Genomic DNA, 24185 nt, shown 5'->3' with positions numbered 1-24185 from the left:
CAGTTGAGCGGGAACGCGCTCTACTTGCGCAACTTCATTGCTGGGGAATTTGTGGATGCCGCATCCAGCGCGCGCATCGACATTGTCGACCCCGCGACCGAGCTCGTTTTCGCGACCTCCCCTGACTCGGGTCAAGCCGATGTTGACCGTGCTCTCGCCGCTGCCTCTGCGGCTGTAGCTGACTGGGAGGCCACTTCGCACGAGGAGCGAAGCGCGCTTCTGATTTGCATTGCGGACGCCATTGAAGCGCATGCTCAGCAACTTCTTGAGGCTGAGGTTCGCAACACAGGCAAGCCAACGGAGACCACGCGTCACGATGAAATTTTGCGGTCGGCAGAGCACGTGCGAGAACTCGCGGGGTTGCTTGCGAGTATGGATCCGACCGCTACTTTCAGCCGTGCCACCGGGGACGCGGACCGCCGTGAGCTGCAGGGTGTCGTCGCGGTGCAAGTTCCCTGGACCTACCCCTTCATGCGTGCTGTATCTACTCTGGCGCGAACACTCGCTGAAGGACGCACCATAGTTCTGCTTCCCTCGGATTCAACGCCAGTGTCAGCCTGGACTCTCGCGAAACTGTTGGCTGAAATCGTGCCGCCCGGTGTTGTGAACGTGATTTTTGGCGGGCCAGCAACGAGTAAGGCACTACTGCGCAAAGCGCATCCGGATACCTCGATTTTTGCGGGGAACCCCACAGCGGTGGTGTTTGATGACGTGGATCTTGGGGGCGTTGCGGCGGAGATTGTGAGTTCTGGCTTCTTCAACGCGGGGCAAGATTCCCGCGCCATATCTCGAGTTCTTGCGCATTCACACATCCACACCTCGTTGGTCACGCAACTCGCGAATGCTGCCGTTGGCACGGTAACCGGGGGAGCGCACAGCCCCACCACGTTCTATGGCCCGTTGATCAGCGGCGCCCATCGCGATCAGGTGGAAATGCTTCTGCAGTCACTTCCGGATCACAGCACAATTGAAACTGGGGGTCACCGCGTTGGCGACCGCGGCTTCTATTACGCCCCCACTATTGTTTCGGGGGTCTTGCCCGCAGATCTGCTCGCACAACGCCGCGTTCTGGGCCCTGTGATCGCTGTACAACGCTTCGACTCTGAAGCCGAGGCGATCGCGCTTGCCAACGGTGTGCGCTCGATGTTCTCGGCCAGTGTCTGGAGCAGTGATCAGGCGCGGGCTAACCGTGTGGCTGAGCAACTGGACTCCACGCTTGTCTCGGTGAACTCGCATCCTGTTGCGGCACCCGAAATGAGCGCTTGATGACCATCAACGATTCTCAAACAACAGTACTGAGAGAGGAACCCCGTGAGCATGGAAACTGAAGTTGTGGTTGTGTATCGCGCAATCGCGACGCCGGAGCAACGCGAAACAGTCAAGGAGGCGTTCGAGTCGATCGCCCTTGCGACTCATGCAGAGCCCGGATGCCTTGGTTGGGCTATTCACCAAGGAGTGGAGGACGAGAACGAATTCATCGAGGTCTCTCGTTGGGCCACGATTGAGGACTCGAACGCCCACGGTGCTACCGAGCACGTGCAGTGGATTCTTGGAGTTTTGAGCGCTGACGGCACTCTTCAACAACCGGGTGTGCTGAGCGTGACTCGAGCGCTTGGGCTAGGAACGGCTGAGAAGGGGTACCTCTCTAGTGGACGCTAACGACATCACCACAGACGCCGCCTTCTTGGCGGACTTTGCCACGATGAGTCTCTTTGGAGCGACAGGCTCCGGCGGGGTTGACCGGCAGGCTGCCAGTGAGGCTGATAACGAGCAGCGTCGCTGGTTCGCTGGATTGCTTGAGTCGCGTGGCTTCACTGTTCACTACGACCGCATCGCTAACCAATTTGGACTGCTTGAACTCGTGCCGGGGGCGCCGTACATCATCGTGGGTTCGCACATGGACTCACAGCCCACGGCGGGAAAGTTTGACGGCGCGTACGGCGTGCTCGCTGCAGCTCACTCCGCCTTCAGACTTAAAGATCAATGGGAACGTGGCGAAATCACTCCGGTCTACAACCTGGCGGTGGTCAACTGGTTCAATGAAGAGGGTTCACGCTTCGCCCCATCCATGATGGGCAGTTCTGTCTACACCGGAAAAATGGCCTTGGAAACCGCGCTCGCGGTTACGGATCACAGCGGGATGAGCGTCGAACGCGCTCTAGCGGACACTGGGTTTGTGGGCACAGAGAATGGGCCGCTGGCGGTCGGATGTGCTGAAATCCACATTGAGCAGGGTCGTCTGCTTGAGAATGCTCACGTCACGATCGGTCTTGTTACGGCGACATGGGCGGCGAGCAAGTACCGTGTGGTTGTCAACGGCGCTCAGGCACATTCGGGCGCGACCGTGATGGAAGATCGTCAGGATGCCCTGTTTGGTGCCTCGCTGCTGGTTGTCGCTGCGCGTCGGCTCGCTGATCGATTCCCCGGCCAGTTGCACACCGCCATTGGGCAGCTCGACGTCTACCCGAATTCGCCAGTCGTTGTGGCATCGCAGGTGACGTTATTGCTCGACCTGCGTTCGGGAGATGAAGCCGTGCTTCGCGAAGCGGACGAAATTCTGGCCGCAACGATTGCTGAAATCGAGGCGGAAGCCAAAGTTGCTGTTGTGAGCGAACTCTCGCACTCGTGGGGAATCAACCCCTATCAGCCCGCTGGTGTCGACGTCAGCCGCTCATCCGCAGAAAAGTTGGGACTTTCGCACATGGACATCATGACCGTTGCTGGTCACGATTCCACCAACATGAAGGACCTTGTTCCGACGGTCATGCTTTTTGTGCCGTCGGTTGATGGAATCTCTCACAACGAGGGTGAATACACCAAGGATGAAGATCTCGTGGCGGGGCTAGCCGTGATGGCCGACGTCACACGTCGTCTCGTGCAGGGTGAGCTTGCCCCGACCTCAGGAATCGAAGAGAAGGAACTATCGTGACCCACTACGCCGTAACAGACCCCGCGACTGGAACTCTCGTCAAGAGCTTCGATACTGCAACTGATGAGCAAGTGGGTGACGCGCTCGCCATGGTGGGAGAGGCGTACCGCACCTGGCGTGAAGTTCCGATCGCCGAGCGCGCGGCCATGCTGCGGAAGGTTGCTGATCGCTATGCTTCCGATCGCGAACGGCTTGCTGAGATCATCATCCGCGAGATGGGCAAAACCACCGCGGAAGCTCTTGGCGAAGTAGACCTGTGCGTGAGCATTTACGCTTTCTACGCCGACAACGCGGAGGCGTTCGCGGCGGACAAGCCCATCGACGTGGCATCCGGTTCGGCTTATGTTCGAAGCGAACCCATTGGCGCCCTGCTGGGCATCATGCCGTGGAACTACCCGTACTACCAGGTGGCCCGCTTTGCGGCGCCGAACCTCGCATTGGGCAACACGATGCTGCTCAAGCACGCCCCAAGCTGCCCAGAATCGGCCGAAGCTATTGCCGAAATCTTTGCGGATGCCGGATTCCCGGAGGGCGTGTACGTCAACATTTTCGCGACCAACGAGCAGGTTGAAACCATCATCGAAAGCCCCGTCATCCAGGGTGTCTCGTTGACCGGTTCTGAGCGTGCCGGGCGTGCCGTGGGTGCGATCGCGGGCCGCGAGATGAAGAAGCTCGTGCTCGAACTGGGTGGATCAGACCCGTTCATTGTGCTCGACGACGCCGACCTCGATGCGGCGATCGCGGGGGCGGTTGCCGGCCGCATGGGCAACGCCGGTCAGGCCTGCAACAACTCGAAGCGCATCATTGTGCTCGATGCGATCTACGACCGTTTCGTTGAGGGCTTCGTGGCTCAGGTTCAGGCGCTGAAGGTGGGTGAGCCTAGAGAGGGAGGTGTCGCCTTCGGCCCCTTGTCTTCTGAAGCTGCTGCTGCTCAGGTCGTTGGACAGGTTGAGGATGCGGTAGCCAATGGCGCAACGCTCCTTACCGGCGGTGGGCGCATCGATCGTCCCGGAGCCTACGTCGAGCCGACAGTGATCGCGGATGTTCAGCCGGGCACCCGCGCTTACACAGAAGAGATCTTCGGGCCGGTCGCCGCGGTGTACCGGGTTGCGGATCAGGATGCCGCAATTCGTCTCGCCAACGATTCGCCGTATGGACTCGGAAGTGTGATCTTCACCTCTGACGACGCGCGTGCGCAAGCTGTTGCCGAACAGCTCGAAGTCGGCATGGTCGCAATCAACGCCCCGTCGCAAACCCAGGCTGACCTCCCCTTCGGTGGAGTGAAGTCATCAGGAATGGGCCGAGAGCTTGGCGAATACGGCATGGCCGAATTCGTGAACCGCAAGCTCATACGTCGGGCGTAGTTGTGTGATTAGGGGAGTGGCCGCGTTGCGGCTGCTCCCCTTTTTTGTGCCCTAAGCTAGCGGCGCCCGAGCTCCACGAGCTTGCGCTCGCGCATCGCGAGGAACAGCGGGAAGGTGAACGCGAAGGCCGTGATGCCTGAGAGCACGATATAGAGCCAGGCCCGCTTCATCCCGAGGCGGCGTGCTTCGATGATGATCAGGATGCTGCCCGCCACGGCAACGACGAGAAGGTCGACGCCGAGCGAGTTGACGGCCGGGCCGCTGCCGAACCAGTCGCCGAGGTAGTCGCGCATCTGCACGATCGCTAGCGCGTTGAAGATCCATGTGCCGACTAAGCCGACGAGGGAAAGCGCCGCGAAAGTGATCGCGGCGGCATTCCAGTGGCGGAGAAGTACAGGGCGCTCGCGGGTTGCAGGTGGCGACGTCACGCCGAGATCGGGCGATGGCTCCGCGGGTGTAGAAGCAATAGGCGAGGAGGACGCAGAGTCTTCAGTCATGCCAACAGTGTGCACCCGCGCATCCGGAGACCGCATTCGGAGACCGCATTCGGCGTGCCGAGCGACCGCAATGCGCAACCACACTCGGTAGATGCCAAGCCCACCCCACGAGAATGAAGAAATGGAGCAGACACCAGAGCGCACTGACCCCGCGACATCCACCAGCACCCTCGACGAGCCATCGCGAGCCAGCCATATCGGCCGTCGCGTCGGACGCATCGCGCTCGGTGCCTCGCTTGTGTTTGCCGGCATCAGCCACCTCACGTTCGCGCGCGAGGACTTTCAAGCCCAAGTGCCCGATTGGCAACCGTTCGACCAAGACCTCGTGGTCGTGGCATCCGGTGTTGTCGAAATCGCGCTCGGCAGTGCACTCATCTTCGCCAAGAAGTACCGCCCGCACGTGGGCTGGGTTGCCGCTGCGTTCTTCATCGCGATTTACCCCGGCAACATCTCGCAGCTCGTGAATCAGGTCGACTCGCTCGGGCTCGACACCGACCTCAAACGCTGGATTCGGATGCCGTTCCAGCCCGTGCTTGTTCTCTGGGCACTATGGTCGACCGGCGCCTGGCGCGCGTGGCGTGCCTATCGCCGTGACGAAAATGCGTTGGAGGGCTAGTAGTCCAATTATTAGTGCCGTAAAAGTCCGTCATAAAGCGCTATAGTGGATATATATTACGGCACTAATAGGGGAGAAACTATGGCGTCACAGAGCGCGGGTCTTTCGCGCGAGATGGAACGTCTCGGCCGCAACATGAGGTCGTGGCGCAAAATTTCTGGGCTGACGGCACAGATCGCTGCCGAACGCGCTGGCGTATCCCGTGACACTCTTCGAGCGATCGAAACGGGCCGCTCTACGTCATCCGAGAACTTGCTCGCGGTGATGCGTGCTGTCGGAATCCTCGCAGCGGTTGTTGATGCCTCTGACCCGGTCGCGAGCGATTTTGGCTCCCTTAACCTTGCGCGCGCAAGCGTGGAACGCGTGCGGATTCCCCGCTCATCCAAGCGAACCGAGGGGGACTGATGGCTGACCAGCTCACCACTGCTGAGGTTCGCGTTGTTCTCCCCGACGGCGACGAAGTTACTGCAGGCACCGTCGCGACCGAAGGAGCACCTGGTTCTGCTGCTGCCTCGCTCGTTTTTAGGTACGCCGACAGCTACCTCACCGATCCGCGCGGGTACGCTCTCTCTCCAGACATGCCGCGAACCGGCGGGCGCATCCGAACATGGTCCGGCCGTGAAAACCTCGGCGCATTTGGTGACTCGATGCCCGACGACTGGGGCAAACGAATCATCCGTGCGGGAACCCCCGCGCGCACAACCTTTGACTTCCTCGCGCACGTCAACGACGCCACCAGGCAGGGGGCACTCCGATTTCGTGATGGGCGCGGCGCATACCTGGGGGGCCGCAATCATCCGGTAGCCGAAGTGCACGACCTCGACAGGATTGTTGCTGCTGCCCGTGCTTTTGAAGAAGGCGCAGAAACGGATGAGGAACTCCAGGTTCTTGTCGAAGCGGGCACTAGCGCTGGCGGTGCGCGCCCCAAAGCAACGGTCAGTAAAAACGGCGAACTGTGGATCGCGAAGTTCGCTCGAGAAACCGAGTTTTTTGATCCAATGGCGTGGGAAGCTGCCGCGCTTGCACTGGCAAAAAGTGCTGGTGTCGACACTCCCGAGTTCGATCTTGTGCGTCTTTCGGAGTCGCAGTCGATTCTCCTCACTCGCCGTTTCGACCGAGAACAAGACCGCCGAATCGGTTACATCAGTGCACATTCATTGACAACTAAGGGTGACAATCAGACGCTGTCTTACAGCGACATTTCCGACACGCTCGCCCAGCACAGCCCCGCACCGCGGGCTGACCAAGCGGAGCTATTCCGTCGGATTGCGCTCAGTCTTCTCATCGGCAACGTTGATGATCACTTTCGCAATCACGGGTTTCTCCGCGACTATGCGGGCTGGAAGCTGTCGCCAGTATTCGACCTCGAACCCAACCGCCGCCCAGAGCAGGTCGAAGCAACACCCATCGTTGAAGGCGGAGAACGGTATGGCCGAGATATTCGCGAACTGCGCGACGCCCACGATGCGTTTCGGCTCAGTAGCGACGAGGCCTCAGCGATTGTGCGGGATGTTGCGGAGCGCACGAGCGACTGGATGAAGATCGCCCTAGGCTACGGAATTTCACCCGAAGCTGCAGAGGCTTCACGACGAGCAATCGATGGGCCGAACCGTGATAGGGCCCTAGAAATGCGTGCGGCCCCGCTTGGCTCGCCTCAGCGCTCCAACGCGAAAGTTGCGTCAGCGAAACGGCGAGGAGAGCTTGGTATCCCCGGCAATTCAGGGCAGTGGGCGCGAACGCACAACCAACGCGATCCCGAAGACTCGTAGGCGCGCACAGGCTTTGCTGAGGTCGCACCCTCGGCGCGTGATAACTTCTGTGAATGAGCGGAGTCTCTGAATGAGCAGAGTTGTGGCAGTCGCCCCGGTGGTGCCCGAATATAGCTACACGCAAGCCGAAATGACCGGCATGCTCGCGCCACTCTTGGCCGAGAATTCCCGCCATCGAGCGGTGATCGAGCGGATGCACGGCGCCAGCGGAATCGACCGTCGCCACATGGCGCTTCCGCTCGAGCGGTATCCCGAACTCGGCAGTTTTCGTGAGACCAACGATGAGTTCATCCGCATCTCGACCGAGTTACTCGACCGAGCTCTCACCACGGCGCTCGCGGATGCCGGCCTCGCCCCGAGCGACGTCGACTTCGTCTTCTTCACTTCCGTCACCGGCATCTCGGCACCGTCGATCGACGCGCTGCTGATTCCTCGGCTGGGGCTGCGCCCCGACGTGAAACGGGTTCCTTCGTTTGGCTTGGGTTGTTTGGCGGGGGCCGCGGGCTTGGCCCGTGTGCATGACTATCTGGTCGGGCATCCGGATGAGGTCGGCGTACTGCTGAGCGTCGAACTGTGCTCGCTCACCCTGCAGCGCGATGACCACAGCATGGCCAATTTTGTCGCCACCGGCCTCTTCGGCGACGGTGCCGCGGCGGTCGTGATGGTGGGGGAGAACCGCAACGAGCCGGGCCCGCGCGTGATCGACACCCGCAGCACGTTCGTTGCCGACAGTCACGACGTGATCGGCTGGAACGTGGGCGGCACCGGTTTCGAGATTGTGCTGAGCGCGGGCGTGGCCGACGTGATTCAGAACAGCTTTCCGGGTGAGGTGAGCGATTTTCTGGGCCGCAACGGTCTGACGATCGCCGACATCGACACCTGGATCGCGCATCCGGGTGGCCCGCGTGTGCTCGAAGCGTTCGAGAGTTCGCTTGGGCTCGAGCGCCGCGACCTGCAGTCGAGTTGGGATTGCCTCGCTCGCGTCGGCAACCTGTCGTCGGCGGCCGTGCTGCATGTGCTGGCGGATGCTCTGCACACCGACCCCTCGCCAGCCCCCGGTAGTCACGCTCTCGCCTTCGCTCTCGGTCCGGGCGTGAGCGCCGAATTCGTTCTCTTGGAGTGGTGAGCATGACCGTCATTGCCTATATCGCCCTCATCGTGGGCACGAGCATGGAGCGTCTCTATGAGCTGCGCATCTCCAAGCGCAACGCTGCTGCGGCGTTCGAGCGTGGCGGTCGTGAGTATGGTCAGAAGCACTTTCCGTGGATGGTGGCCCTGCATACCGGCTTGCTGATCGCCTGCGTTGTCGAAGTGATCGTCGCCGATCGCCCCTTCCTGTTGTGGCTCGGAATCCCGATGCTCGTGATCACCCTGCTCTGCCAAGCGGCGCGCTACTGGATCATCAACTCGCTCGGCGCCCAGTGGAACACGCGCGTAGTCGTGGTGCCCGGGGCCGGCCGCGTGCAGAACCGCGGACCGTACAAGCTGACGTGGCTGCCGCATCCCAACTACCTGGTTGTCGCGATCGAGGGCATCGCGTTGCCGCTCGTGCACACCGCCTGGGTCACCGCGATCGTCTTCACCGTGCTGAATGCGGTGCTGCTGTTGGCGTTCCGCATCCCGACCGAAAACCGGGCGCTGCGCGAACTGACGCCATGAGTGCGGCGGGCGAGGATGCGGTCGCTGCAGGTGCGGCCGATGATGTTGTGGCAGAACCGAGCGTTTCGCCGGTCGTCGACGTAGTCGTCGTCGGTGGTGGGCCGATCGGTCTCGCTGCCGCCATCAACGCGCGGACGCACGGCCTCACCGTGCTCGTGATCGAACCCCGCACCGGCACCATCGACAAAGCCTGCGGCGAAGGAGTCATGCCCGGAGCCGTCACCGAACTCGCCGCCCTCGGGGTTCACCCGCACGGGCGCAGGATCGCCGGCATCAGCTATCAAGACGGCACCCGCACCGCCGAGCACCGATTCGCTTCGGATGCTGCGCTCGGCGTCCGTCGCACCGAACTGCACCGGGCGCTCAGCGAACGCGCGGTTGAGCTCGGTGTCGAGTTTAAGCACGGCAAGGTTGAGGCGATTGAGCAGCCTGGCGACGATGAGCAGCCTGGCGGCGCGGTATCCGCGCACCTCGCTGACGGTCGCACCATCGAGGGGCGGTGGATGCTCGGTTGCGATGGTCTGCACTCCACGGTGCGTGAGCTGGTTGGCTTGGCCGCGCGCCCTCGCCGCGTGAGGCGACGTGATTCTCGGCGGTTCGGCATCCGGCAGCACTTTGAGGTTGCTCCGTGGACTGATCTTGTGGAGGTGCATTGGGCGCCGACCGCGGAGTTGTATGTCACGCCGGTGAGCGATACCGAAGTGGGCGTTGCGGTGCTGGGTCCGCGCGGAACGTCGTTCGAGGAGGCGCTGGCGAGTGTGCCGGCGCTCGCCGCACGACTGCGCGGCGCGACTCCCGCGTCGAGCGTGCGGGGAGCTGGTCCGCTATTGCAGAACACGACCGGGCAGCGAGCGGGCCGAGTGCTGCTCGTGGGCGATGCCGCCGGTTACGTCGATGCGATCACGGGGGAGGGCATCCGCTTAGGGCTGGCGGAAGCGCGCGCCGCGATCGAGTGCATCATTGCTGGTGAACCCGAACGGTACGAGCGCGAATGGCGGCGAGTGACCCGCGACTTTCGGATGCTCACCACCGGGCTTGTGGCGGCGGCGAACTCACCGCTGCGCCGAGCCATCGTGCCCTTCGCCGCGCGACTGCCGCGCGTTTACGGCCGCGTGGTGGAGAGTTTGGCGCGCTGAATCTGCGCGATAGCGCGTGCGATCGTCATCCGCTGAGTACGCCATCTTCCGGAGACTGAGGGCATGCCGCGCGCTACGCGCCCACCAAAATCGACTAATACTCTCTAAATGTGCTGAATTGCATTGCTTGGGTCTCACCCGGCAACTAATCTCAGCGGGAGAGTGCAGTTCAGCTCTCAATCGAGGAGGAAAACGTGCATCACGTATCGAAGTTGGCCTCTCTGCTCCTTGTCGGTGTTCTGACTCTGGGAGGCTGCTCGATCCTCGGCGGGAATGGTGGGCCTGTGGAGTCTTCGCTTTCGCCGGAGGAAGCGATGGCCGCGGTAGAGCAAGAGAATGAGCGCCTGCTCGCCGAACTTCGTGTCTCTTACCCGGATGCTTCCGTGCCGACAGTATCGCAGGTCGCCTTGGTGTCGTTGAAGGAATGGCCCCACGTGATGAGCAAATGCCTGAACGAGGAAGGGTTTGAGACCAATGTGGTGGATGAGGGCGTAGGCGGTACATTGACCGATGCTCAGAAGGAACCCTATGCAGTGGCGATGTACGCGTGCAGTATCAAGTACCCCATGGACCCGCGCTATACCGTGCCGTTCAGCGATGCGCAGCTCAATTACCTTTACGACTACTACACCGGTGACCTCACCGACTGCCTCACTGCGGAAGGAATCACTGTTGAGGAACCTCCCAGCCGCCAAAAGTTCCTCGAAACCTACAGCGCAGGCTCGTGGACCCCGTACGCCAGTGCAACAGGTGTATCGGAGTGGTTGGCGTTGAATGAGCAGTGTCCCCAGAACCCCGAGGGCCTCTTCGGGTGATCGCACACTGCACCAGCCGGCGCAACATAGGTATTCTTTCAATACTCCTTCAAATTGAAAGTGCCTCACAATGACAGATTCGTCGACGGAACTGAGCCTCTACGAAAAACCGCGGCGCCGCATCGTGCCCGCGTTGGCTCTCGGCTTCGTTGTGCTTCTCGTGGGCGCCGGTGTGGGCTGGGCGGCATCCACTGTTCTCACCCCGGCGAAGGATGTACTTGATTCAACGGCGTTCACCTTTGTCGAGGTTGTCGACGGTGAGGTCGGATCGAGCATCAACCTGAACACCGTTGCTGAATGGACGCCTGTTCCGGTGGGAAGCAATCAGGCCTCCGGAACAGTCACGAGTGTGGCAATTGCGGCTGGCGATGAAGCGAAGCAGGGCAGCATCCTCTACACGGTGAACTTGCGGCCCGTCGTCGTCGCCCAGGGATCGATCCCCGCGTTCCGCTCTCTCGAACTGTGGGCAGAGGGCGCAGATGTGAAGCAGTTGCAGACAATGCTGTCCGACCTCGGTTTCTATGAGTGGACGCCCGATGGAGAGTTCGATTACGCCACCTACTGGGCTGTTCGAGCCTGGCAAGAAAGCCTTGGCCTTGAGCGCGATGGAGTCGTGCAGTCGGGCGATCTCGTTTTTGTCCCCTCGCTGCCCTCGCGCCTTGCGCTCGACACCGACGTGGTCAAACGCGGCGCAAGTCTCAGCGGGGGCGAAGCCGTCGTGAAGGGCTTACCCCCGGCGCCTACTTTTGAAATTCCGGTTACCGAATCACAGTCCTCACTCATGCCTAACGGCACCCGGGTAGAAATCACGAACGGCGACGCGGTGTGGGATGCGGTCGTTGTCGATCGCGAAACCTCGGAGTCGGGGGAGACCACGATCATTCTCGCGGGCCCTGATGACAGTGTCATTTGCGGCGACGAATGCTCCACGATCCCGGTGACGGGACAAACGCTGCTGTCATCTCGCATTGTCACCGTTGAGACCGTCAGCGGACTTGTCGTTCCCTCGGCTGCATTGCTCAGTGGCGCTGACGGCACCATCAGCGTGATCGACTCCGAGGCCGTTGCCCATGACGTCACCGTCGTCACGAGCGCTCGTGGCATGTCTGTGATCGAAGGCGTGCCAGCGGGAACGCGCGTGCGGGTCCCGACGTCTGGAGAGTAGCGCCGTGCCCCACGAGCTGCTCGAAGCACGCGGAATCACTTTCGGTTACAACCGAAACACGCCCATCCTCACCGACTGGGATGCCACCTTCTCAGCCGGAGAAGTCGTCGCCCTCACTGGGCCCTCGGGCCGAGGCAAGTCAACGCTGCTCTACCTCCTCGGGCTCATGCTTAAACCGGGCGCCGGGGACGTGCTGCTCGATGGCGTCGAGTCAACGCGCCTGCCGGATGCCCAGCGCGCCCGCCTGCGGGCAACCCTTTTCGGCTTCGTGTTTCAGGATGCCGCCCTCGACGCGACTCGCACAGTGCTCGATAACGTGATCGAGACTGCTCTCTACCGCGGCGAGCCACGCGATACCGCGCAGCGCCGCGCGCTTGAACTGATGTCTCAGTTCGGCGTCAACCTGCGGGCGCACCACACTCCAGGACAGGTATCGGGAGGGCAAGCTCAACGCATTGCTCTCTGCCGGGCACTGCTCAACAACCCTCGCATCCTGCTCGCTGACGAACCCACCGGAAACCTGGATCCCGACTCGGCGACCATCGTCGTCGACGCGATGAGGGCGCAGGCGGCGCACGGCGGCACAGTTGTTGTTGCCACCCACGACCCTGCGCTCGTTGCTCGCTGCGACAGGGTGATCCAACTATGAGTGCCCTGCGGCGGATGCTCGCCATCCTGCGTGAGGGGACTGCGACGGCACGCAGCCAGCCCGTCGCCTCCGTTGTCACGATCATCATGATCGCCGGAATGTGCGCGACCGTCTTGCTGACAACGGGGCGCACTGTCGGTGCCGAGCAGGCCGTTCTTGGCACCATCGATTCCACGGGAACTCGCGCTGTGGTGGTGCGTGCCGAGAGCGGTGCCGGTCTGAACTCCTCCGTTCTCGAGCGCCTAGCCAACGTGGACGGCATCGCGTGGGCGGGTGCCTTCGGGGGAGCGCTCGACGTTCACAACGCTGCGATTCTGGATGGCCCGCCGGTGCCGGTGCGGCTGGCCTACGGTGACGATATTCAGGCATTGACTGGAGCGCTGCCGCTGAGCGACGTGTCGGCCTTGGCGTCAGAAATGGCGCTCGAACAGTTAGGGATGCCGGACGAGACCGGGGGAGTAGTTTCCTCCAGCGGTGCCGACTATGCGATCACGGGTCGCATCACAGTGCCCGACTATCTCGCCTTTCTCGAACCGCTCGTTGTCGTGCCTCAGCAGCAGGAGTCGGGGGCGGCGCCGGCGGACGTCAGTGTTCTCGTCGTGATTGCGGAGCGCCCAGACCTCGTTGCGCCGATTGCTGCGGCTGTTCGCTCAGTGCTCGCGGTGGATGACCCGACCAAAGTGACCATTGCCACGAGTGAATCTTTGGCGGAGTTGCGGTCGCTAGTGCAGGGTCAGCTCGGCAGTTTCGGCCGCAACCTGGTGCTCGTGGTCTTCGCGTTAACGGCAGTGCTTGCTGCCGCAATTCTGTACGGGCTCGTGATGTTGCGTCGAAAAGACTTTGGCCGCCGTCGCGCGTTGGGAGCCTCCCAAGGGCTCATCGTGGGGCTGCTCCTCACACAGGTAGCAGTTCTGAGCAGCATCGGCGCGACCATCGGAAGTGTCGCCGCGGCGATTGGACTGCAATTGAGCGGTGACCCGCTACCGGGGTTGAACTTCTTCCTCGCGGTAGCCATCTTGGCGATCGTCACCGGGCTCATTGCTGCGCTCATTCCGGCGCTGGCCGCCGCACGCCGCGACCCCCTTAAGGAGCTTCGGGTTCCCTAAGAGCGCGGGTCGTCACATTCTCGCCCGCTAGCTAGGAAGCAGCAGCGGCAGCAACTCTTCAGCCTTCGAGACGACCGCGAGCGATCCCTCGGATTCGCCGGGGTTGCCGTAACCCCAGTCGACATAAATCGTGGGGATGTTGTGCTCGGCAGCGCCCTCGATGTCGTAGAAGCGGTCACCGATCATCACCGGGTTGCTCACGTCGGCCCCGATCATCTTGAGGCGTGTGATGGCCTCGGCCACGACATCCTTCTTGGCGCTACGAATCTCGTCGATCGAGGCACCTGCCATTACGCGGAAGTACTGCGTGAGGTTCGCGTGATCCAAGATTACGGATGCCGGAAACTCGGGCTTCGAGGTCGCCAGCGACAGCGGGATGCCGGTCGCGTGCAGCGTCTTCAGCACCTCGGGCATGCCGGGGAAGATGTCGCTTCCGTTGGCGCTGTTGCCCTCCATGTAGTGGCGGCGGTAGATCGAGAGTGCCTGCGCTGCTTCAACGGGAGTGAACCCGGCGCGGTCGCGGAACGAGTCAACAATGGGCGGGCCAACGTACGCGCGCAGCTCGTCAGCGGAGGGCACGGGGTAGCCCATTTCCTCAAACATGTACGCGAGCGACGCCGTAATTCCGGGCGCCGAGTCAGCGATCGTGCCGTCAAGGTCAACGAGAATGCAAGTCCAATTAGTAGCCATCGCTACCAGCCTAGGCCGTGTGCCTGAACACTAAAACAACGCCTGAAGACTAGAACAGGCGCATGTTGGGGTCGTCGAGGCCGCGCATCTCGTCGTAGTCCAACAGCACACAGCGGATGCCCCGGTCCTTCGCGAGCGTGCGTGCCTGTGGCTTGATTTCCTGGGCGGCAAACACGCCAGTGACGGGAGCCAGCAGCGGGTCGCGGTTCATCAGCTCGAGGTAGCGCGTCAGCTGCTCCACGCCATCGATATCGCCGCGGCGCTTGAGCTCCACGGCAACGCTCGCGCCCTTCTCGTCGGTGGCGAGAATGTCGACCGGCCCAATAGCGGTCATGTATTCGCGGCGCACGAGACGGTAGCCGTCACCCAAAATGTCGATGTGCTCAGCCAGTAACTTCTGCAGGTGGGCCTCGACGCCATCCTTTTGCAGTCCGGGGTCGACGCCCAGTTCGTGGCTTGAGTCGTGCAGGATTTCGTGAATCGAGACGATGAGCATGTCGGCCGACTTGGTGTGGGCGACTTTCCAGATCTCGGTGACTCCGGCATCCGACTGCTCGGCTTCGGGTTCAAGGGTGGAAAGCACGCAGGGCGGGCTCATCCAGTTGAGCGGCTTGTAGGAGAGCGCATCGGAGTGCACGAGCACACTGCCGTCGGCCTTCAGCAACAGCAGTCGCGTCGCGAGGGGCAGGTGGGCACTGAGTCGTCCGGCGTAATCAACGGAGCATTTGGCTATGACAAGTCGCACCCGATGAGCCTAACGGTGTGCGACAGGTGGTGCTATTTGATGCCGCGTTATTTGCTGGGGCGCTTGCGCTTGCGCTTGAACTTGCCGAGGCCGCGACGTGCGTTCTCGCGCTGCGCTTCTTCGATTTGCTCGGGCGTGATGACGAAGTGCATCTCGGTGGTCGCCATCGTGACGGCAGCGGATGTCGGACCCGGCGACGAGAAGTCGACGTACGGGTACGCGTGGCGGCCTGCCAGCTCGCGGGCGTAGGGCGAGAGCAGTCCAGAGATGATCGCGAGAACCACAATCAGCAACAGCGCGTGCAGCACGCCGACCTGGTCACTGAGAACGCCGATCATCGGCGGCCCGATCAGAGTCGAGGCGTAGGCGATGGTTGCCACGGCGGTGACGCGCGCAGTGGCGCGCTTGGGGTCATCCGCAGCGGCGGAGATGCCGACGGGGAAACCGAGTGCAGCACCAGCGCCCCAGAGCGCGGTGCCGATGACGGCGAGCCAGACCGCCGGCGAGAAAATGACGAGCAAGAGGCCAGCAGCGGCCAGGCCAGCGGATGCCCGCAGCACGGGAACGCGACCGAAGCGGTCGAGGGCGCGAACACCAAAGAAGCGAGTTGCCGTCATTGCCGTCACGAAGATACCGAAGATCAGAGTGCCGAAGGCGTTGGAGATTTCGTAGCCGTCAACCATGGCGAGAGCTAGCCAGTCGATCGCCGAGCCTTCGGCAAAGGCCATGCCCAGCACGATGATGCCGATCAGGACGGTGCGGGGTTCAAGCCAGACGCTCTTGAGCTTCGGGACGGTCAACTCTCCCGCGGCGATCTTCATCTCGACGGTGTTGGGCGGTGGGTCTGCGAGGCGTTCGGGCAGGATGAACGCGGAAACGACGAGTGCGGTGATCAGCACGATCGCCGACACGATCACGAGGTGAGTGGCGAGGGGAACGTGGAGGGCTTCCGCCGCTGCGCCGAATCCTGCGCCGGCCATTGTGCCGAGGCTGTAAAAACCGTGCAGGGTCGGCATGCTTGAGCGGCCGAGGAGCCGTTCGTTCGCTGTGCCCGACAGGTTGATGGCGACGTCGTAGGTGCTGAACGCGAGCCCAAACACGGCGAGGGAAATCACCGCACCGAAGAAGCTGCCGAACACTCCGATGATGATTGCAGTGGCAGCGAGTGACGCCACGAAGAGCACTACGCACGCCCGCACGACAATCTTGGCGCCGAACCGTTCCACAAGCTTGCCTGCAACGACGAGCCCCAAAAGAGACCCAATAGCGAGCCCAAAGAGCAGGATGCCAATCTCCGAATGACTGGCATCGAAGGTGTCTCGCACCGTCGGGATGCGGCCCACCCAGCTGGAGAAAGAGAAGCCAGCGAGTGCGAAGAGGGTGGCGATCGCGTTGCGCCATGAAAGCACGTTGCGGTTGGTGAGACCGTGGGGGAGGGATGGTGGTGTGGCGGCCGAGTCAGAGGCTGTCATCAGTTAAGTGTAGGGCTATCCACGGGTCTGAAATTTGCAGCGTGCGCCTATGAAGAACGCTCTAGGCTGGGGTGCATGAGTGCCGAATCGTCATTGTCCTCCGGAATTGCCGTTAACGATCTTGATGAGACGGTGCGCCCTCAAGACGACCTCTATCGTCATGTGAATGGCGCGTGGATAGACCGCACCGAGATCCCTTCCGACAAGGCCCGCTATGGCTCGTTCATGGTTCTTGCCGAGGAGGCCGAGGAGGCTGTCCGTGACATCATCATCGAGTCGCAATCGGCAGAGCCCGGCACTGAAGCGCGCAAGGTGGGCGATCTTTACGCGAGCTTCCTCGACGAAGCTCGCGCCGACGAGCTTGGGGCAGCCCCGATCGCCGCGCCGCTCGCTGAGGCGGCTGCCGTCGATTCCATCCCGACTCTGCTCAGCACCCTCGGTCGCCTCGAACGCGGTGGCACGAGCGGCTTCTTCCAGCTCTTCGTCGACAACGATCCCGGCAACCCCGAGCGCTACCTCGTCTTCCTCGAGCAGGGCGGCCTTGGCCTTCCCGATGAGTCGTACTACCGCGACGAGAAGTTCGCTGAGATTCTGACCAAGTACGAAACCTTCATCGAGCGGATGCTCACGCTCGCCGGTCTCGATGCTCCCGCCGAGCGCGCCGCTCGCATCGTCGCTCTCGAGACCGAGATCGCGTCGAAGCACTGGGATAACGTCGCCAACCGCGACAGCGAAAAGACCTACAACCCGATGACGTGGCAGGCTGCCAACGAGCTCACGGGTGCCATTGACTTGAACGTCTGGCTCGACGCCATCGATGTTCCGGCCCACTCCTTCGATGAGGTCGTTGTGCGCCAGCCCAGCTTCGTGGAGGGGCTTGAGGCGATCTTGAGCGACGACCACCTGCAGGCGTGGCGGGACTGGCTGTCGTGGCAGGTCATCCGCAATAACGCTGCGTACTTGTCCGGTGATTTTGTAGAGGCCAACTTCGACTTCTACGGTCGCACCCTTTCGGGCACGCCCCAACTGCGTGCACGCTGGAAGCGCGGCGTCTCCCTCGTCGAGGGCGTGCTCGGCGAAGCCGTCGGCAAGATTTATGTTGAGCGCCACTTCCCGCCGACCGCCAAGTCGGCCATGGACGTTCTTGTCGCCAACCTGGTCGAGGCATACCGCCAGTCGATCAACGGCCTCGAATGGATGACGCCAACCACGCAGCAGCGTGCGCTCGAGAAACTTGAGAAGTTCACTCCCAAGATCGGTTTCCCCGAAAAGTGGCGCGACTACTCCACGCTTGAGATCAGTGCGGATGACCTCGCCGGCAACGTGCGCGCCGCCAACGAATTCGAGTTCCAGCGCGAACTCGGCAAGATCGGCAAAGAGCTCGACCGCGACGAGTGGTTCATGACTCCGCAGACGATCAACGCGTACTACAACCCCGGCTTCAACGAGATCGTGTTCCCCGCAGCGATTCTGCAGTACCCGTTCTTTGACGAGTCGCGGGATGACGCCGCTAACTACGGTGCGATCGGTGCCGTCATTGGCCACGAGATCGGTCACGGCTTTGACGACCAGGGTGCCAAGTACGACGGCGATGGTCGTTTGATTGACTGGTGGACTCCCGAAGACAAGGCCGCATTCGAAGAGCGCACGAAGTCGCTGATCGACCAGTACAACGCGCTCGCGCCGGCTCAGGTTCCTGAGCACCACGTGAATGGTTCGCTCACGATCGGCGAGAACATTGGCGACCTCGGCGGTCTCATGATCGCCTGGAAGGCCTACCAAATCTCACTCGATGGAGCCGAAGCGCCCGTTATCGACGGCCTCACTGGTGCGCAGCGATTCTTCATGTCGTGGGCACAGTCCTGGCAGCAGAAAGGGCGCGACGAAGAGGTCATTCGACTGCTCGCGATCGACCCGCACTCGCCGAACGAATTTCGATGCAACCAAATTGTTCGCAATATCGATGCGTTCTATGAGACATTTGGTGTGACGAAATCCGATTCGTTGTGGCTGGACCCGAAAGATCGCGTCACTATTTGGTAGAGATCGAGCAAACCCGAGAACGCCGGAGTCGCATTCGCACCCCCCGAGTTGCGAAGCACGCCGGAGCTGGCGAAGAGCCCAACTTCACCAGCACCTTTGCCGCGCTTGGAAAGCTGAAGCTCGCTGATCGCAGCGTTCGCGTGTCTGCCAGCGCCGTCGACATCAACAGTGGTCGCACCGTTCTCAGCATCGACGACCGTGTCGCACTGCCCACGGCCAGCATCGGCAAGATCCTGCTCTTGATCGAAGTCTCGGCGCGCTTCGACAGCAGCGACTTTGCACCCTACGGCATTCTCGACAAGGTCCTCGGGGCATCCGTCGGTGCCGCCGGTCTGTGGCAACACTTGCAGGCGCCATCACTGCCGGTCGCTGACCTCGCTGCCCTCGTGGGCGCCACCAGCGACAATCTCGCAACGAACATTCTGCTTCGACTGATTGGGCTGGATGCCGTGCGGGCGCGCACCGAATCCCTCGGCCTGACCAAAACGGCCCTGCTCGATCTCGTGCGTGACACCCGCGGCCCCGACGATGCTCCTCAGCTTTCTGTCGGATCCGCCGTGGAACTCAGCTGGTTGTTCGGCGCCCTTGCGCGCGGCGAAATCGTGAACTCCATTGCGAGTCAACGCGTGCTTGGCTGGCTCTCGCTCAACACTGACTTGTCACTCGTGTCGAGCGCGTTCGGGCTTGATCCTTTGGCTCATCGTGGTGCCGACCACAACACTCTGCTGGTGAACAAGACCGGCATCGACCGAGGCGTGCGAGCGGAAGCCGGAGCGCTGCGAGGCAACAAGCGTGCGGTGGCCTACGCGGCATCCATCCAGTTTGATGACAAGAGCATGCACTCTCGCCTGCAAGTGATCGAAGCGCTCCGCACGTTCGGACTCGATCTCATGGAGTACGTGCACTAAGGGGAGTATGTGCACTAAGGGGCGTGGGGCCTGCACCGCGGCCCGCGCAACTCTGCCCGTGGGGAGTAGTTAGCGGCTGAAGCGGGACTTCAAGCGAGAGAAAATTCCCTCTTTCGCGGGCCGAGCAGCCAGGGGCTGGCGAGCCTCGTCGGCAATGGTGTCGACGGTGTGGGTCAACAGGCCCATGAGCTCGAATGTGGAAATGAGGCGGCGAGCCTCATCTACTTCGACTTTGGCCAACGAGGCGAGTTCGGTGACGGTGAGGTACGCGGCACCGAGCATGGCTGTCATACCCATTTGCTCAGTCGTATGGCTCAGCGTCGTGAGGTTCGGCCAGCGTCGCAGTTTGAAGCGCGCGCCCGAGAGGCTCAGTGGGTCGAAAGAGTCGGGTTGGGCGTGTGTGCCGATCAACCAGACGAGGGGTTCCCAGTCGCGGCCAGCCTCATCCTGATGAATACCGAGCGGGCGGGGAACGGTCTCGACGTCCCCGTCGGCGGATGCCGTTGCAAGGTTGTCGAGAGAATCTGCCCACCAGTAGGCGCAACCACGGGGATCGATGACCAACGTGGGGGCATCGGAGAAGCGCAACTCAACGAGAGGCTCGGTGGGTGAGTTGACCGCATCGGTGATGGCACGGTTGAGCTTGTTCCAGGTCTCCACTGTCAGTGCAATGTCGGAGAAACCCGATTTACCCGGTTCCTTGGCGGCGGCGGCCGCGGCCGCCGCTTTGATGCTGGCGCGCGTAGGTTCCTCAAGAACGGTCCCGTTGTCATCCGAACCCGTACCGCCGACTGCTGCAGACGACGATGATCCAGCGCGTGTGCCGCGCGTGCTGCGCTTGCTCGACGAGGGGTGAATGATCATGACTTCGGGCTCGCGCGCAGTCGATGCGGTAGTGAAGGAATCGGTCGTGCTGTTCACCGATGACGTGGGCGGTTGTGGTGAGCTATCGAGTTGCGCGATGTGCTCGGTCCACGAACGTGAGTCCCACCAGCGGAGGTGTTCGCCACCCAGCGGGTCGCGATACCACCCTGCGGGAACGTCGGTGCCGTCGGTCATAGTGAATCTTTCTGGGTGATGAGCCCACTGTGGCGGTCACATTCAGTGACCGCCACAGTTGAAGTTATTTAGAGGCTCAAGCTCGTGTCGGCGCTCTTGGCGTTGATGCGAGCGAGAGCCAGGTTCGACTTCGCCTTGTCGAGCACGAAGTAGATGAAGACCTCGGGGTTCGACGCCAGCGGGCGGATGATGTGGTACTGGCTCGACAGCGTGATGAGGATGTCATCGATGGTGTCGTTGAGCCCCAGCGCCTTCATGGTCTTGAGCTTGGCGCGCACTACCTCGGTGTTGCCGGCTGCTGCGGCATCGAGGTCGATGCCACTGCCAGCGCTTCCGAGGAGCATGCCCGAGCCACTGTCGACCACGGCGGCTGCCATGGCGCCATCGGTGTCGAGAAGAGCGGTGAGGGTTTCGGTGATGTTTGACATTGTGTTCTCCGTTTATGGTGTCGGGTTGGTGTTACTTCGAGTTGTGCGTGGTTACGCGATGAGCTCGGCCATCCGTCGCGCGGCGATGCGCGCGATCGAAAGGCCTTTGCCCAAAGTTTCGTGAGTGTCGAATAGTGCGGCGAGCACGATGGGGTGACCCTGTACGCGCAGCTGGATGACGTGGCCGAGTTCAGACGCGATGATCACGTACTCGTTCGCGCCAATTTTCAGTTCGTGGGCGACAGCGTCGCTGAGGGCCTGAACCGAGCTGGACATGCTGGCAAAGCGCCCGCCGTCGGTGTGAGCACCATTGAGGTGAACGATCTCGAAACCGTCGTCGGTGAGCATTGCCGCGAAAGTGAGTGAGCTCGCGAGGTCTTGCATTTCAGCGAGCGTACGGTGGCCTGCCTCAATGTGGACAGGGTTGAGGTGCGATGGAACGGGTGCGGGCGCAAGTGGCTGGTTCATCAGATCTTTTCCGGTGCGGGTGCGAGCAGTTCACGCATCTCGACGCTGGCAACCAAACTCAAGAGAAGGGTGCGCATCTCTTCAGCGTTGCGGGGGTCGACGGTGAACACGGGAATGAGTTGTTCGGGAACGGCAGCCGTGAGAGCGGCCGAGTACTCGGCGACTGTCGGAGTGGAGGCAACATCGGACTTCGTAACGCCGACGATGACGGCGCCGCGCTCATGAAGTTCGCGGAAGTCGCTGAGATACTCCACGAGCAGGTCGACGGCGTCGGGTGCATCGTTGTTGATCAGCAGCAGCAGACCGCGCGCGCGGCCAGCCAAAATTGACCACATGAAATCGAAACGCTTTTGCCCCGGAACTCCGTAGAGTCGCACCTTCGTGGTGTCGTCGATCGTGATCTCGCCGTAGTCGAGAGCAACGGTAGTGGTCTCTTTATCTGCGGTGTCGCGATCAGTGTTGGTAGCCTCGGTGGACACCACGTCGATCTCACTCAGGCTGCGAATGGCGGTCGTCTTGCCGGAGCCCATCGGGCCAGCGAACAAAACGACATGCTCAGACATAGATCCACTTCGGTTGGTTGGAGTGCGGTGAGAGGCGCCAAAACGATGCGCCTAGATAGCGGCGGTACGAGTCGGGTTGTACTGGCGCTGTATTCAGACTCGTAGGCGATGCCACCATGCGCGAGTCCCCACTTGGGGGACATGGTGACACGACCCCCGGAAAACTGCACCAGAACGTTCTGTCTGTCCCCGTAAATGGGTGTAAGTTTTTCTCGCAAAAACGCGAGCTTCTCAGGCATCTTTACGGAGAGTTGGGAGGCTCCGCGCCATCCTGTTCCTGTTCAGCGGCGTGAGCGCGAGGCCCATTCGCGAGCCAGAATTCCGTAACTGTAGGTGTCTTCCCAGGCGCCGCGGAACCACAGGTCTTCCACAAAGTGAGCCTCTCGCCGCATGCCCAGGGCCTCGCACAACCGGATGGAGTCGCCGTTGCGCGGGTCGAGAAGCGCGGTCACTCGGTGCAGCTCCATCTCGCCGAAAGCCGCATCGAGGAGTGCGGATGCTGCCTCCCGGGCATAGCCCTTGCCCTGAAAATTCGGATGCAGGGCCCAGCCGATTTCTGCGGTGGACTGCTCGGCGTTGGTGAGCTTGAAATACAGTGTGCCGATCATCACGGTGCGGCGCTCTGAGGGCGGTTCGGTCGTGGCTCCGGGGGAGGCGGAGGCTGAGGTAGTGGTGGCGGCCGCAGAGCCGTTGGCATCAGTGGCCGCCGTGCTTTGCACGGCCTCCGGAGGCACGGCATCCAGCAGGTCAATGGCCAGCTGCAGGTAGTCGTTGGTGACGGCGAGAGCTTCGGTGGCGATCGGAGCGAGCGAGTCATACGGTCTCAGCGGAGACCCTCGTCGTTGTGGGTAGTGAGGGGAGTCGGTTAGGCCGAGTGTGGTCGAGCGCGAGCATCCGCCGACGTAGTCGAACGCTCTACCGGGATGTTGTACAGCGCCGAGAGCGCAGCATCGAACTCCGCCACGCGGCCTTCAGCCGCAAACTCGCGAGCACGCACAGACGGGCCGTGCAGCAGCACTCCGCCGAGGTGGCGCAGCGCGGAGATGGTTTCGTCGCCGGCTCCGCGGGCGGTGGCGCGAGCAATTTCCGCCTCAAGGAGAGCGAAGTGGTGCTTGCGAAGCGCAACGATGGCTGGTTCCGCCTGGCTTTCGGCAGCGAATTCGTGGGCGGCCGTGCGAACTAGGTCGCGAGCATCCGCATGCGCGTTCAGTTCTTCGAGTGGTGCGTGCAGGCTGATGGTTTCGAGGTCGAGCAGGTCAACGCCGTCGAGCTGGCCCACGGCGGGGTCAACGTTGCGGGGGAGGCCGAGGTCGAGCACGAGGCACTTGCGGGCGGCCGAGAATCGTTCGGTGCCGAGAACGGCGCTCGCGGTACACGTGACGATGACATCAACGTCGAAGTCTTCGCTGGGGGTGAGGCCGTGCTTGAGGGCGAACGCAGCGTCGCGGCCCGATGGCGAGAAGACGCGCAGATCGAGGGCGCCCTTGTCGCGCAGCGCGTTGACGGTGGTGACGGCGTAGCGGCCGGTGCCCACGACAAGAACGCTCGCGGTCGACCAGTCGGCAACGCGGCTTGAGGCCAGTTCGAGCGCAAGGCGCACGAGGGACTTGCCTGCCCCGCCGATGGCGGTGTTGTTCTTGATGCCGCGACTCGTGTGCGTTGCGCGCTGAAAGAGGCGCTCGAGGTCGCGGGTAGTGGTGCCATCCTTGCGAGCCTGATCGAGAGCTCGGCTGACCTGGCCAGAGATTTCAGCTTCACCGATCACGACGGACTCAAGACCAGAGGTCACCGCAAAGAGATGAGCTGCGGCATCCGCGCCCTCATGAACGGCGATGGAGGAGTGGAGGGTGTCGACGCTGAGGCCGGTGCGCTCACTCAGCGATTCGAGCAGCGAACACACGGTGATGGCCGAACCAGCAGTGAGGGGTTCTTCGACGTCGAGGTAGGCCTCGAAGCGGTTGCAGGTGGCAACGAGAACGGCTCCGGCAACGAAATCGTTGGTCGAAACGAGGTCGTTAGTAGCCGCAGCGGCGACCTCAGACAGACTTTCGAGTACGTCTAAGCTCGCGTTGCGATGATTCGAGCTAAGACACAGGAGCACAAC

Annotated in this window: 26 protein-coding genes; 16 read left to right on the top strand and 10 right to left on the bottom strand. The window is 62.0% G+C overall.

Annotated features, from left to right (window positions below; translation table 11 throughout):
- Positions 1–3: 3 nt before the first annotated feature.
- Genes ACR3YK_RS05030 through ACR3YK_RS05015 form a run of 4 tightly spaced genes read left to right on the top strand, consistent with a single transcriptional unit; the run spans position 4 to position 4293 of the window.
- Positions 4–1266: an aldehyde dehydrogenase family protein gene (locus tag ACR3YK_RS05030; protein ID WP_486176120.1), complete on the top strand. Its 1263-nt coding sequence runs from the start codon at positions 4–6 to the stop codon at positions 1264–1266.
- Between the two features lie 51 nt (positions 1267–1317).
- Complete coding sequence (locus tag ACR3YK_RS05025) at positions 1318–1659, top strand: putative quinol monooxygenase (protein ID WP_486176373.1); 342 nt, start codon at positions 1318–1320, stop codon at positions 1657–1659.
- The gene (locus tag ACR3YK_RS05020) at positions 1649–2929 is read left to right on the top strand and encodes a M20 family metallo-hydrolase (protein WP_486176119.1); all 1281 of its coding nucleotides are present in this window, start codon (positions 1649–1651) and stop codon (positions 2927–2929) included. The genes ACR3YK_RS05025 and ACR3YK_RS05020 overlap by 11 nt, the downstream gene beginning before the upstream one ends.
- Positions 2926–4293 (top strand): NAD-dependent succinate-semialdehyde dehydrogenase, encoded by a 1368-nt coding sequence (locus ACR3YK_RS05015; protein ID WP_486176118.1) that lies wholly within the window; start codon positions 2926–2928, stop codon positions 4291–4293. Before ACR3YK_RS05020 ends, ACR3YK_RS05015 begins: the two co-directional genes overlap by 4 nt.
- Positions 4294–4349: 56 nt before the next feature.
- Here the strand turns inward: ACR3YK_RS05015 and ACR3YK_RS05010 are convergent, their stop codons facing one another.
- Positions 4350–4790, bottom strand: coding sequence for a DUF2834 domain-containing protein (locus ACR3YK_RS05010; protein WP_486176117.1), 441 nt, complete (start codon positions 4788–4790; stop codon positions 4350–4352).
- 121 nt (positions 4791–4911) lie between these two features.
- Here ACR3YK_RS05010 and ACR3YK_RS05005 point away from each other — a divergent pair, with 121 nt between their 5' ends.
- The 10 genes from ACR3YK_RS05005 to ACR3YK_RS04960 all read left to right on the top strand — a co-directional run bounded on the left by ACR3YK_RS05005 (position 4912) and on the right by ACR3YK_RS04960 (position 13705).
- Positions 4912–5406, top strand: coding sequence for a DoxX family protein (locus tag ACR3YK_RS05005; protein ID WP_486176116.1), 495 nt, complete (start codon positions 4912–4914; stop codon positions 5404–5406).
- An 81-nt stretch (positions 5407–5487) separates the two neighbouring features.
- Complete coding sequence (locus ACR3YK_RS05000; protein ID WP_486176115.1) at positions 5488–5811, top strand: helix-turn-helix domain-containing protein; 324 nt, start codon at positions 5488–5490, stop codon at positions 5809–5811.
- Positions 5811–7175 carry a type II toxin-antitoxin system HipA family toxin gene (locus ACR3YK_RS04995; RefSeq protein ID WP_486176114.1) on the top strand — a complete coding sequence of 455 codons (1365 nt, stop codon included), beginning with the start codon at positions 5811–5813 and terminating at the stop codon, positions 7173–7175. The genes ACR3YK_RS05000 and ACR3YK_RS04995 overlap by 1 nt, the downstream gene beginning before the upstream one ends.
- 82 nt (positions 7176–7257) lie before the next feature.
- Complete coding sequence (locus ACR3YK_RS04990) at positions 7258–8301, top strand: type III polyketide synthase (protein WP_486176113.1); 1044 nt, start codon at positions 7258–7260, stop codon at positions 8299–8301.
- 2 nt (positions 8302–8303) lie between these two features.
- Entirely contained in the window at positions 8304–8834 is a 531-nt protein-coding gene (locus ACR3YK_RS04985; RefSeq protein ID WP_486176112.1) for an isoprenylcysteine carboxyl methyltransferase family protein, read from the top strand.
- Positions 8831–9970 carry an NAD(P)/FAD-dependent oxidoreductase gene (locus ACR3YK_RS04980; RefSeq protein WP_486176111.1) on the top strand — a complete coding sequence of 380 codons (1140 nt, stop codon included), beginning with the start codon at positions 8831–8833 and terminating at the stop codon, positions 9968–9970. The genes ACR3YK_RS04985 and ACR3YK_RS04980 overlap by 4 nt, the downstream gene beginning before the upstream one ends.
- Before the next feature lie 284 nt (positions 9971–10254).
- Positions 10255–10785 (top strand): hypothetical protein, encoded by a 531-nt coding sequence (locus ACR3YK_RS04975; RefSeq protein ID WP_486176110.1) that lies wholly within the window; start codon positions 10255–10257, stop codon positions 10783–10785.
- Between the two features lie 70 nt (positions 10786–10855).
- The gene (locus ACR3YK_RS04970) at positions 10856–11950 is read left to right on the top strand and encodes a peptidoglycan-binding protein (RefSeq protein WP_486176109.1); all 1095 of its coding nucleotides are present in this window, start codon (positions 10856–10858) and stop codon (positions 11948–11950) included.
- 4 nt (positions 11951–11954) lie between these two features.
- A complete protein-coding gene (locus tag ACR3YK_RS04965) occupies positions 11955–12599 on the top strand; it encodes an ABC transporter ATP-binding protein (RefSeq protein WP_486176108.1) in 645 nt (214 codons plus the stop codon).
- Complete coding sequence (locus tag ACR3YK_RS04960; protein ID WP_486176107.1) at positions 12596–13705, top strand: FtsX-like permease family protein; 1110 nt, start codon at positions 12596–12598, stop codon at positions 13703–13705. The genes ACR3YK_RS04965 and ACR3YK_RS04960 overlap by 4 nt, the downstream gene beginning before the upstream one ends.
- Before the next feature lie 27 nt (positions 13706–13732).
- On the opposite strand, the gene ACR3YK_RS04955 is transcribed toward ACR3YK_RS04960, so the two are convergent.
- From ACR3YK_RS04955 to ACR3YK_RS04945, 3 genes are read right to left on the bottom strand one after another with little or no spacing between them, the layout of a single operon-like run.
- On the bottom strand, positions 13733–14395 hold the full coding sequence (locus ACR3YK_RS04955) for an HAD hydrolase-like protein (RefSeq protein WP_486176106.1): 663 nt from the start codon (positions 14393–14395) through the stop codon (positions 13733–13735).
- Between the two features lie 49 nt (positions 14396–14444).
- A complete protein-coding gene (nucS, locus tag ACR3YK_RS04950) occupies positions 14445–15140 on the bottom strand; it encodes an endonuclease NucS (protein WP_486176105.1) in 696 nt (231 codons plus the stop codon).
- A 47-nt stretch (positions 15141–15187) separates the two neighbouring features.
- Positions 15188–16612, bottom strand: coding sequence for an MFS transporter (locus ACR3YK_RS04945; RefSeq protein ID WP_486176104.1), 1425 nt, complete (start codon positions 16610–16612; stop codon positions 15188–15190).
- Between the two features lie 75 nt (positions 16613–16687).
- Here ACR3YK_RS04945 and ACR3YK_RS04940 point away from each other — a divergent pair, with 75 nt between their 5' ends.
- Together ACR3YK_RS04940 and ACR3YK_RS04935 are read left to right on the top strand one after the other, a co-directional pair.
- On the top strand, positions 16688–18655 hold the full coding sequence (locus ACR3YK_RS04940; RefSeq protein WP_486176103.1) for a M13 family metallopeptidase: 1968 nt from the start codon (positions 16688–16690) through the stop codon (positions 18653–18655).
- A complete protein-coding gene (locus ACR3YK_RS04935; protein WP_486176372.1) occupies positions 18649–19563 on the top strand; it encodes a serine hydrolase in 915 nt (304 codons plus the stop codon). Before ACR3YK_RS04940 ends, ACR3YK_RS04935 begins: the two co-directional genes overlap by 7 nt.
- Before the next feature lie 69 nt (positions 19564–19632).
- Here ACR3YK_RS04935 and ACR3YK_RS04930 read toward each other — a convergent pair whose 3' ends face one another.
- The 6 genes from ACR3YK_RS04930 to ACR3YK_RS04905 all read right to left on the bottom strand — a co-directional run bounded on the left by ACR3YK_RS04930 (position 19633) and on the right by ACR3YK_RS04905 (position 24182).
- The gene (locus tag ACR3YK_RS04930) at positions 19633–20622 is read right to left on the bottom strand and encodes a DUF2510 domain-containing protein (protein WP_486176102.1); all 990 of its coding nucleotides are present in this window, start codon (positions 20620–20622) and stop codon (positions 19633–19635) included.
- A 68-nt stretch (positions 20623–20690) separates the two neighbouring features.
- Positions 20691–21050: a hypothetical protein gene (locus tag ACR3YK_RS04925; RefSeq protein ID WP_486176101.1), complete on the bottom strand. Its 360-nt coding sequence runs from the start codon at positions 21048–21050 to the stop codon at positions 20691–20693.
- A gap of 51 nt (positions 21051–21101) precedes the next feature.
- Complete coding sequence (locus ACR3YK_RS04920) at positions 21102–21518, bottom strand: roadblock/LC7 domain-containing protein (RefSeq protein ID WP_486176100.1); 417 nt, start codon at positions 21516–21518, stop codon at positions 21102–21104.
- Positions 21518–22081, bottom strand: coding sequence for a GTP-binding protein (locus ACR3YK_RS04915; protein WP_486176099.1), 564 nt, complete (start codon positions 22079–22081; stop codon positions 21518–21520). Before ACR3YK_RS04915 ends, ACR3YK_RS04920 begins: the two co-directional genes overlap by 1 nt.
- Before the next feature lie 281 nt (positions 22082–22362).
- Positions 22363–22815 (bottom strand): GNAT family N-acetyltransferase, encoded by a 453-nt coding sequence (locus ACR3YK_RS04910; RefSeq protein WP_486176098.1) that lies wholly within the window; start codon positions 22813–22815, stop codon positions 22363–22365.
- 131 nt (positions 22816–22946) lie between these two features.
- The gene (locus ACR3YK_RS04905) at positions 22947–24182 is read right to left on the bottom strand and encodes a glutamyl-tRNA reductase (protein ID WP_486176097.1); all 1236 of its coding nucleotides are present in this window, start codon (positions 24180–24182) and stop codon (positions 22947–22949) included.
- Between the last annotated feature and the right edge of the window lie 3 nt (positions 24183–24185).

Source organism: Salinibacterium sp. 10G20-15, assembly GCF_057365065.1.
This window is presented reverse-complemented; position numbering and strand designations above follow the sequence as displayed.

What these genes read in the sequence shown, in the direction of transcription:
- ACR3YK_RS04915 (WP_486176099.1), bottom strand. Translation starts at nt 22,081, where the DNA reads ATGTCTGAGCATGTCGTTTTGTTCGCTGGCCCGATGGGCTCCGGCAAG.
- ACR3YK_RS04985 (WP_486176112.1), top strand. Translation starts at nt 8,304, where the DNA reads ATGACCGTCATTGCCTATATCGCCCTCATCGTGGGCACGAGCATGGAG.
- ACR3YK_RS04945 (WP_486176104.1), bottom strand. Translation starts at nt 16,612, where the DNA reads ATGACAGCCTCTGACTCGGCCGCCACACCACCATCCCTCCCCCACGGT.
- ACR3YK_RS05010 (WP_486176117.1), bottom strand. Translation starts at nt 4,790, where the DNA reads ATGACTGAAGACTCTGCGTCCTCCTCGCCTATTGCTTCTACACCCGCG.
- ACR3YK_RS04930 (WP_486176102.1), bottom strand. Translation starts at nt 20,622, where the DNA reads ATGACCGACGGCACCGACGTTCCCGCAGGGTGGTATCGCGACCCGCTG.
- ACR3YK_RS04940 (WP_486176103.1), top strand. Translation starts at nt 16,688, where the DNA reads ATGAGTGCCGAATCGTCATTGTCCTCCGGAATTGCCGTTAACGATCTT.
- ACR3YK_RS04925 (WP_486176101.1), bottom strand. Translation starts at nt 21,050, where the DNA reads ATGTCAAACATCACCGAAACCCTCACCGCTCTTCTCGACACCGATGGC.
- ACR3YK_RS04960 (WP_486176107.1), top strand. Translation starts at nt 12,596, where the DNA reads ATGAGTGCCCTGCGGCGGATGCTCGCCATCCTGCGTGAGGGGACTGCG.
- ACR3YK_RS05005 (WP_486176116.1), top strand. Translation starts at nt 4,912, where the DNA reads ATGGAGCAGACACCAGAGCGCACTGACCCCGCGACATCCACCAGCACC.
- ACR3YK_RS04955 (WP_486176106.1), bottom strand. Translation starts at nt 14,395, where the DNA reads ATGGCTACTAATTGGACTTGCATTCTCGTTGACCTTGACGGCACGATC.
- ACR3YK_RS04970 (WP_486176109.1), top strand. Translation starts at nt 10,856, where the DNA reads ATGACAGATTCGTCGACGGAACTGAGCCTCTACGAAAAACCGCGGCGC.
- ACR3YK_RS04995 (WP_486176114.1), top strand. Translation starts at nt 5,811, where the DNA reads ATGGCTGACCAGCTCACCACTGCTGAGGTTCGCGTTGTTCTCCCCGAC.
- ACR3YK_RS05000 (WP_486176115.1), top strand. Translation starts at nt 5,488, where the DNA reads ATGGCGTCACAGAGCGCGGGTCTTTCGCGCGAGATGGAACGTCTCGGC.
- ACR3YK_RS04920 (WP_486176100.1), bottom strand. Translation starts at nt 21,518, where the DNA reads ATGAACCAGCCACTTGCGCCCGCACCCGTTCCATCGCACCTCAACCCT.
- ACR3YK_RS05025 (WP_486176373.1), top strand. Translation starts at nt 1,318, where the DNA reads ATGGAAACTGAAGTTGTGGTTGTGTATCGCGCAATCGCGACGCCGGAG.
- ACR3YK_RS04980 (WP_486176111.1), top strand. Translation starts at nt 8,831, where the DNA reads ATGAGTGCGGCGGGCGAGGATGCGGTCGCTGCAGGTGCGGCCGATGAT.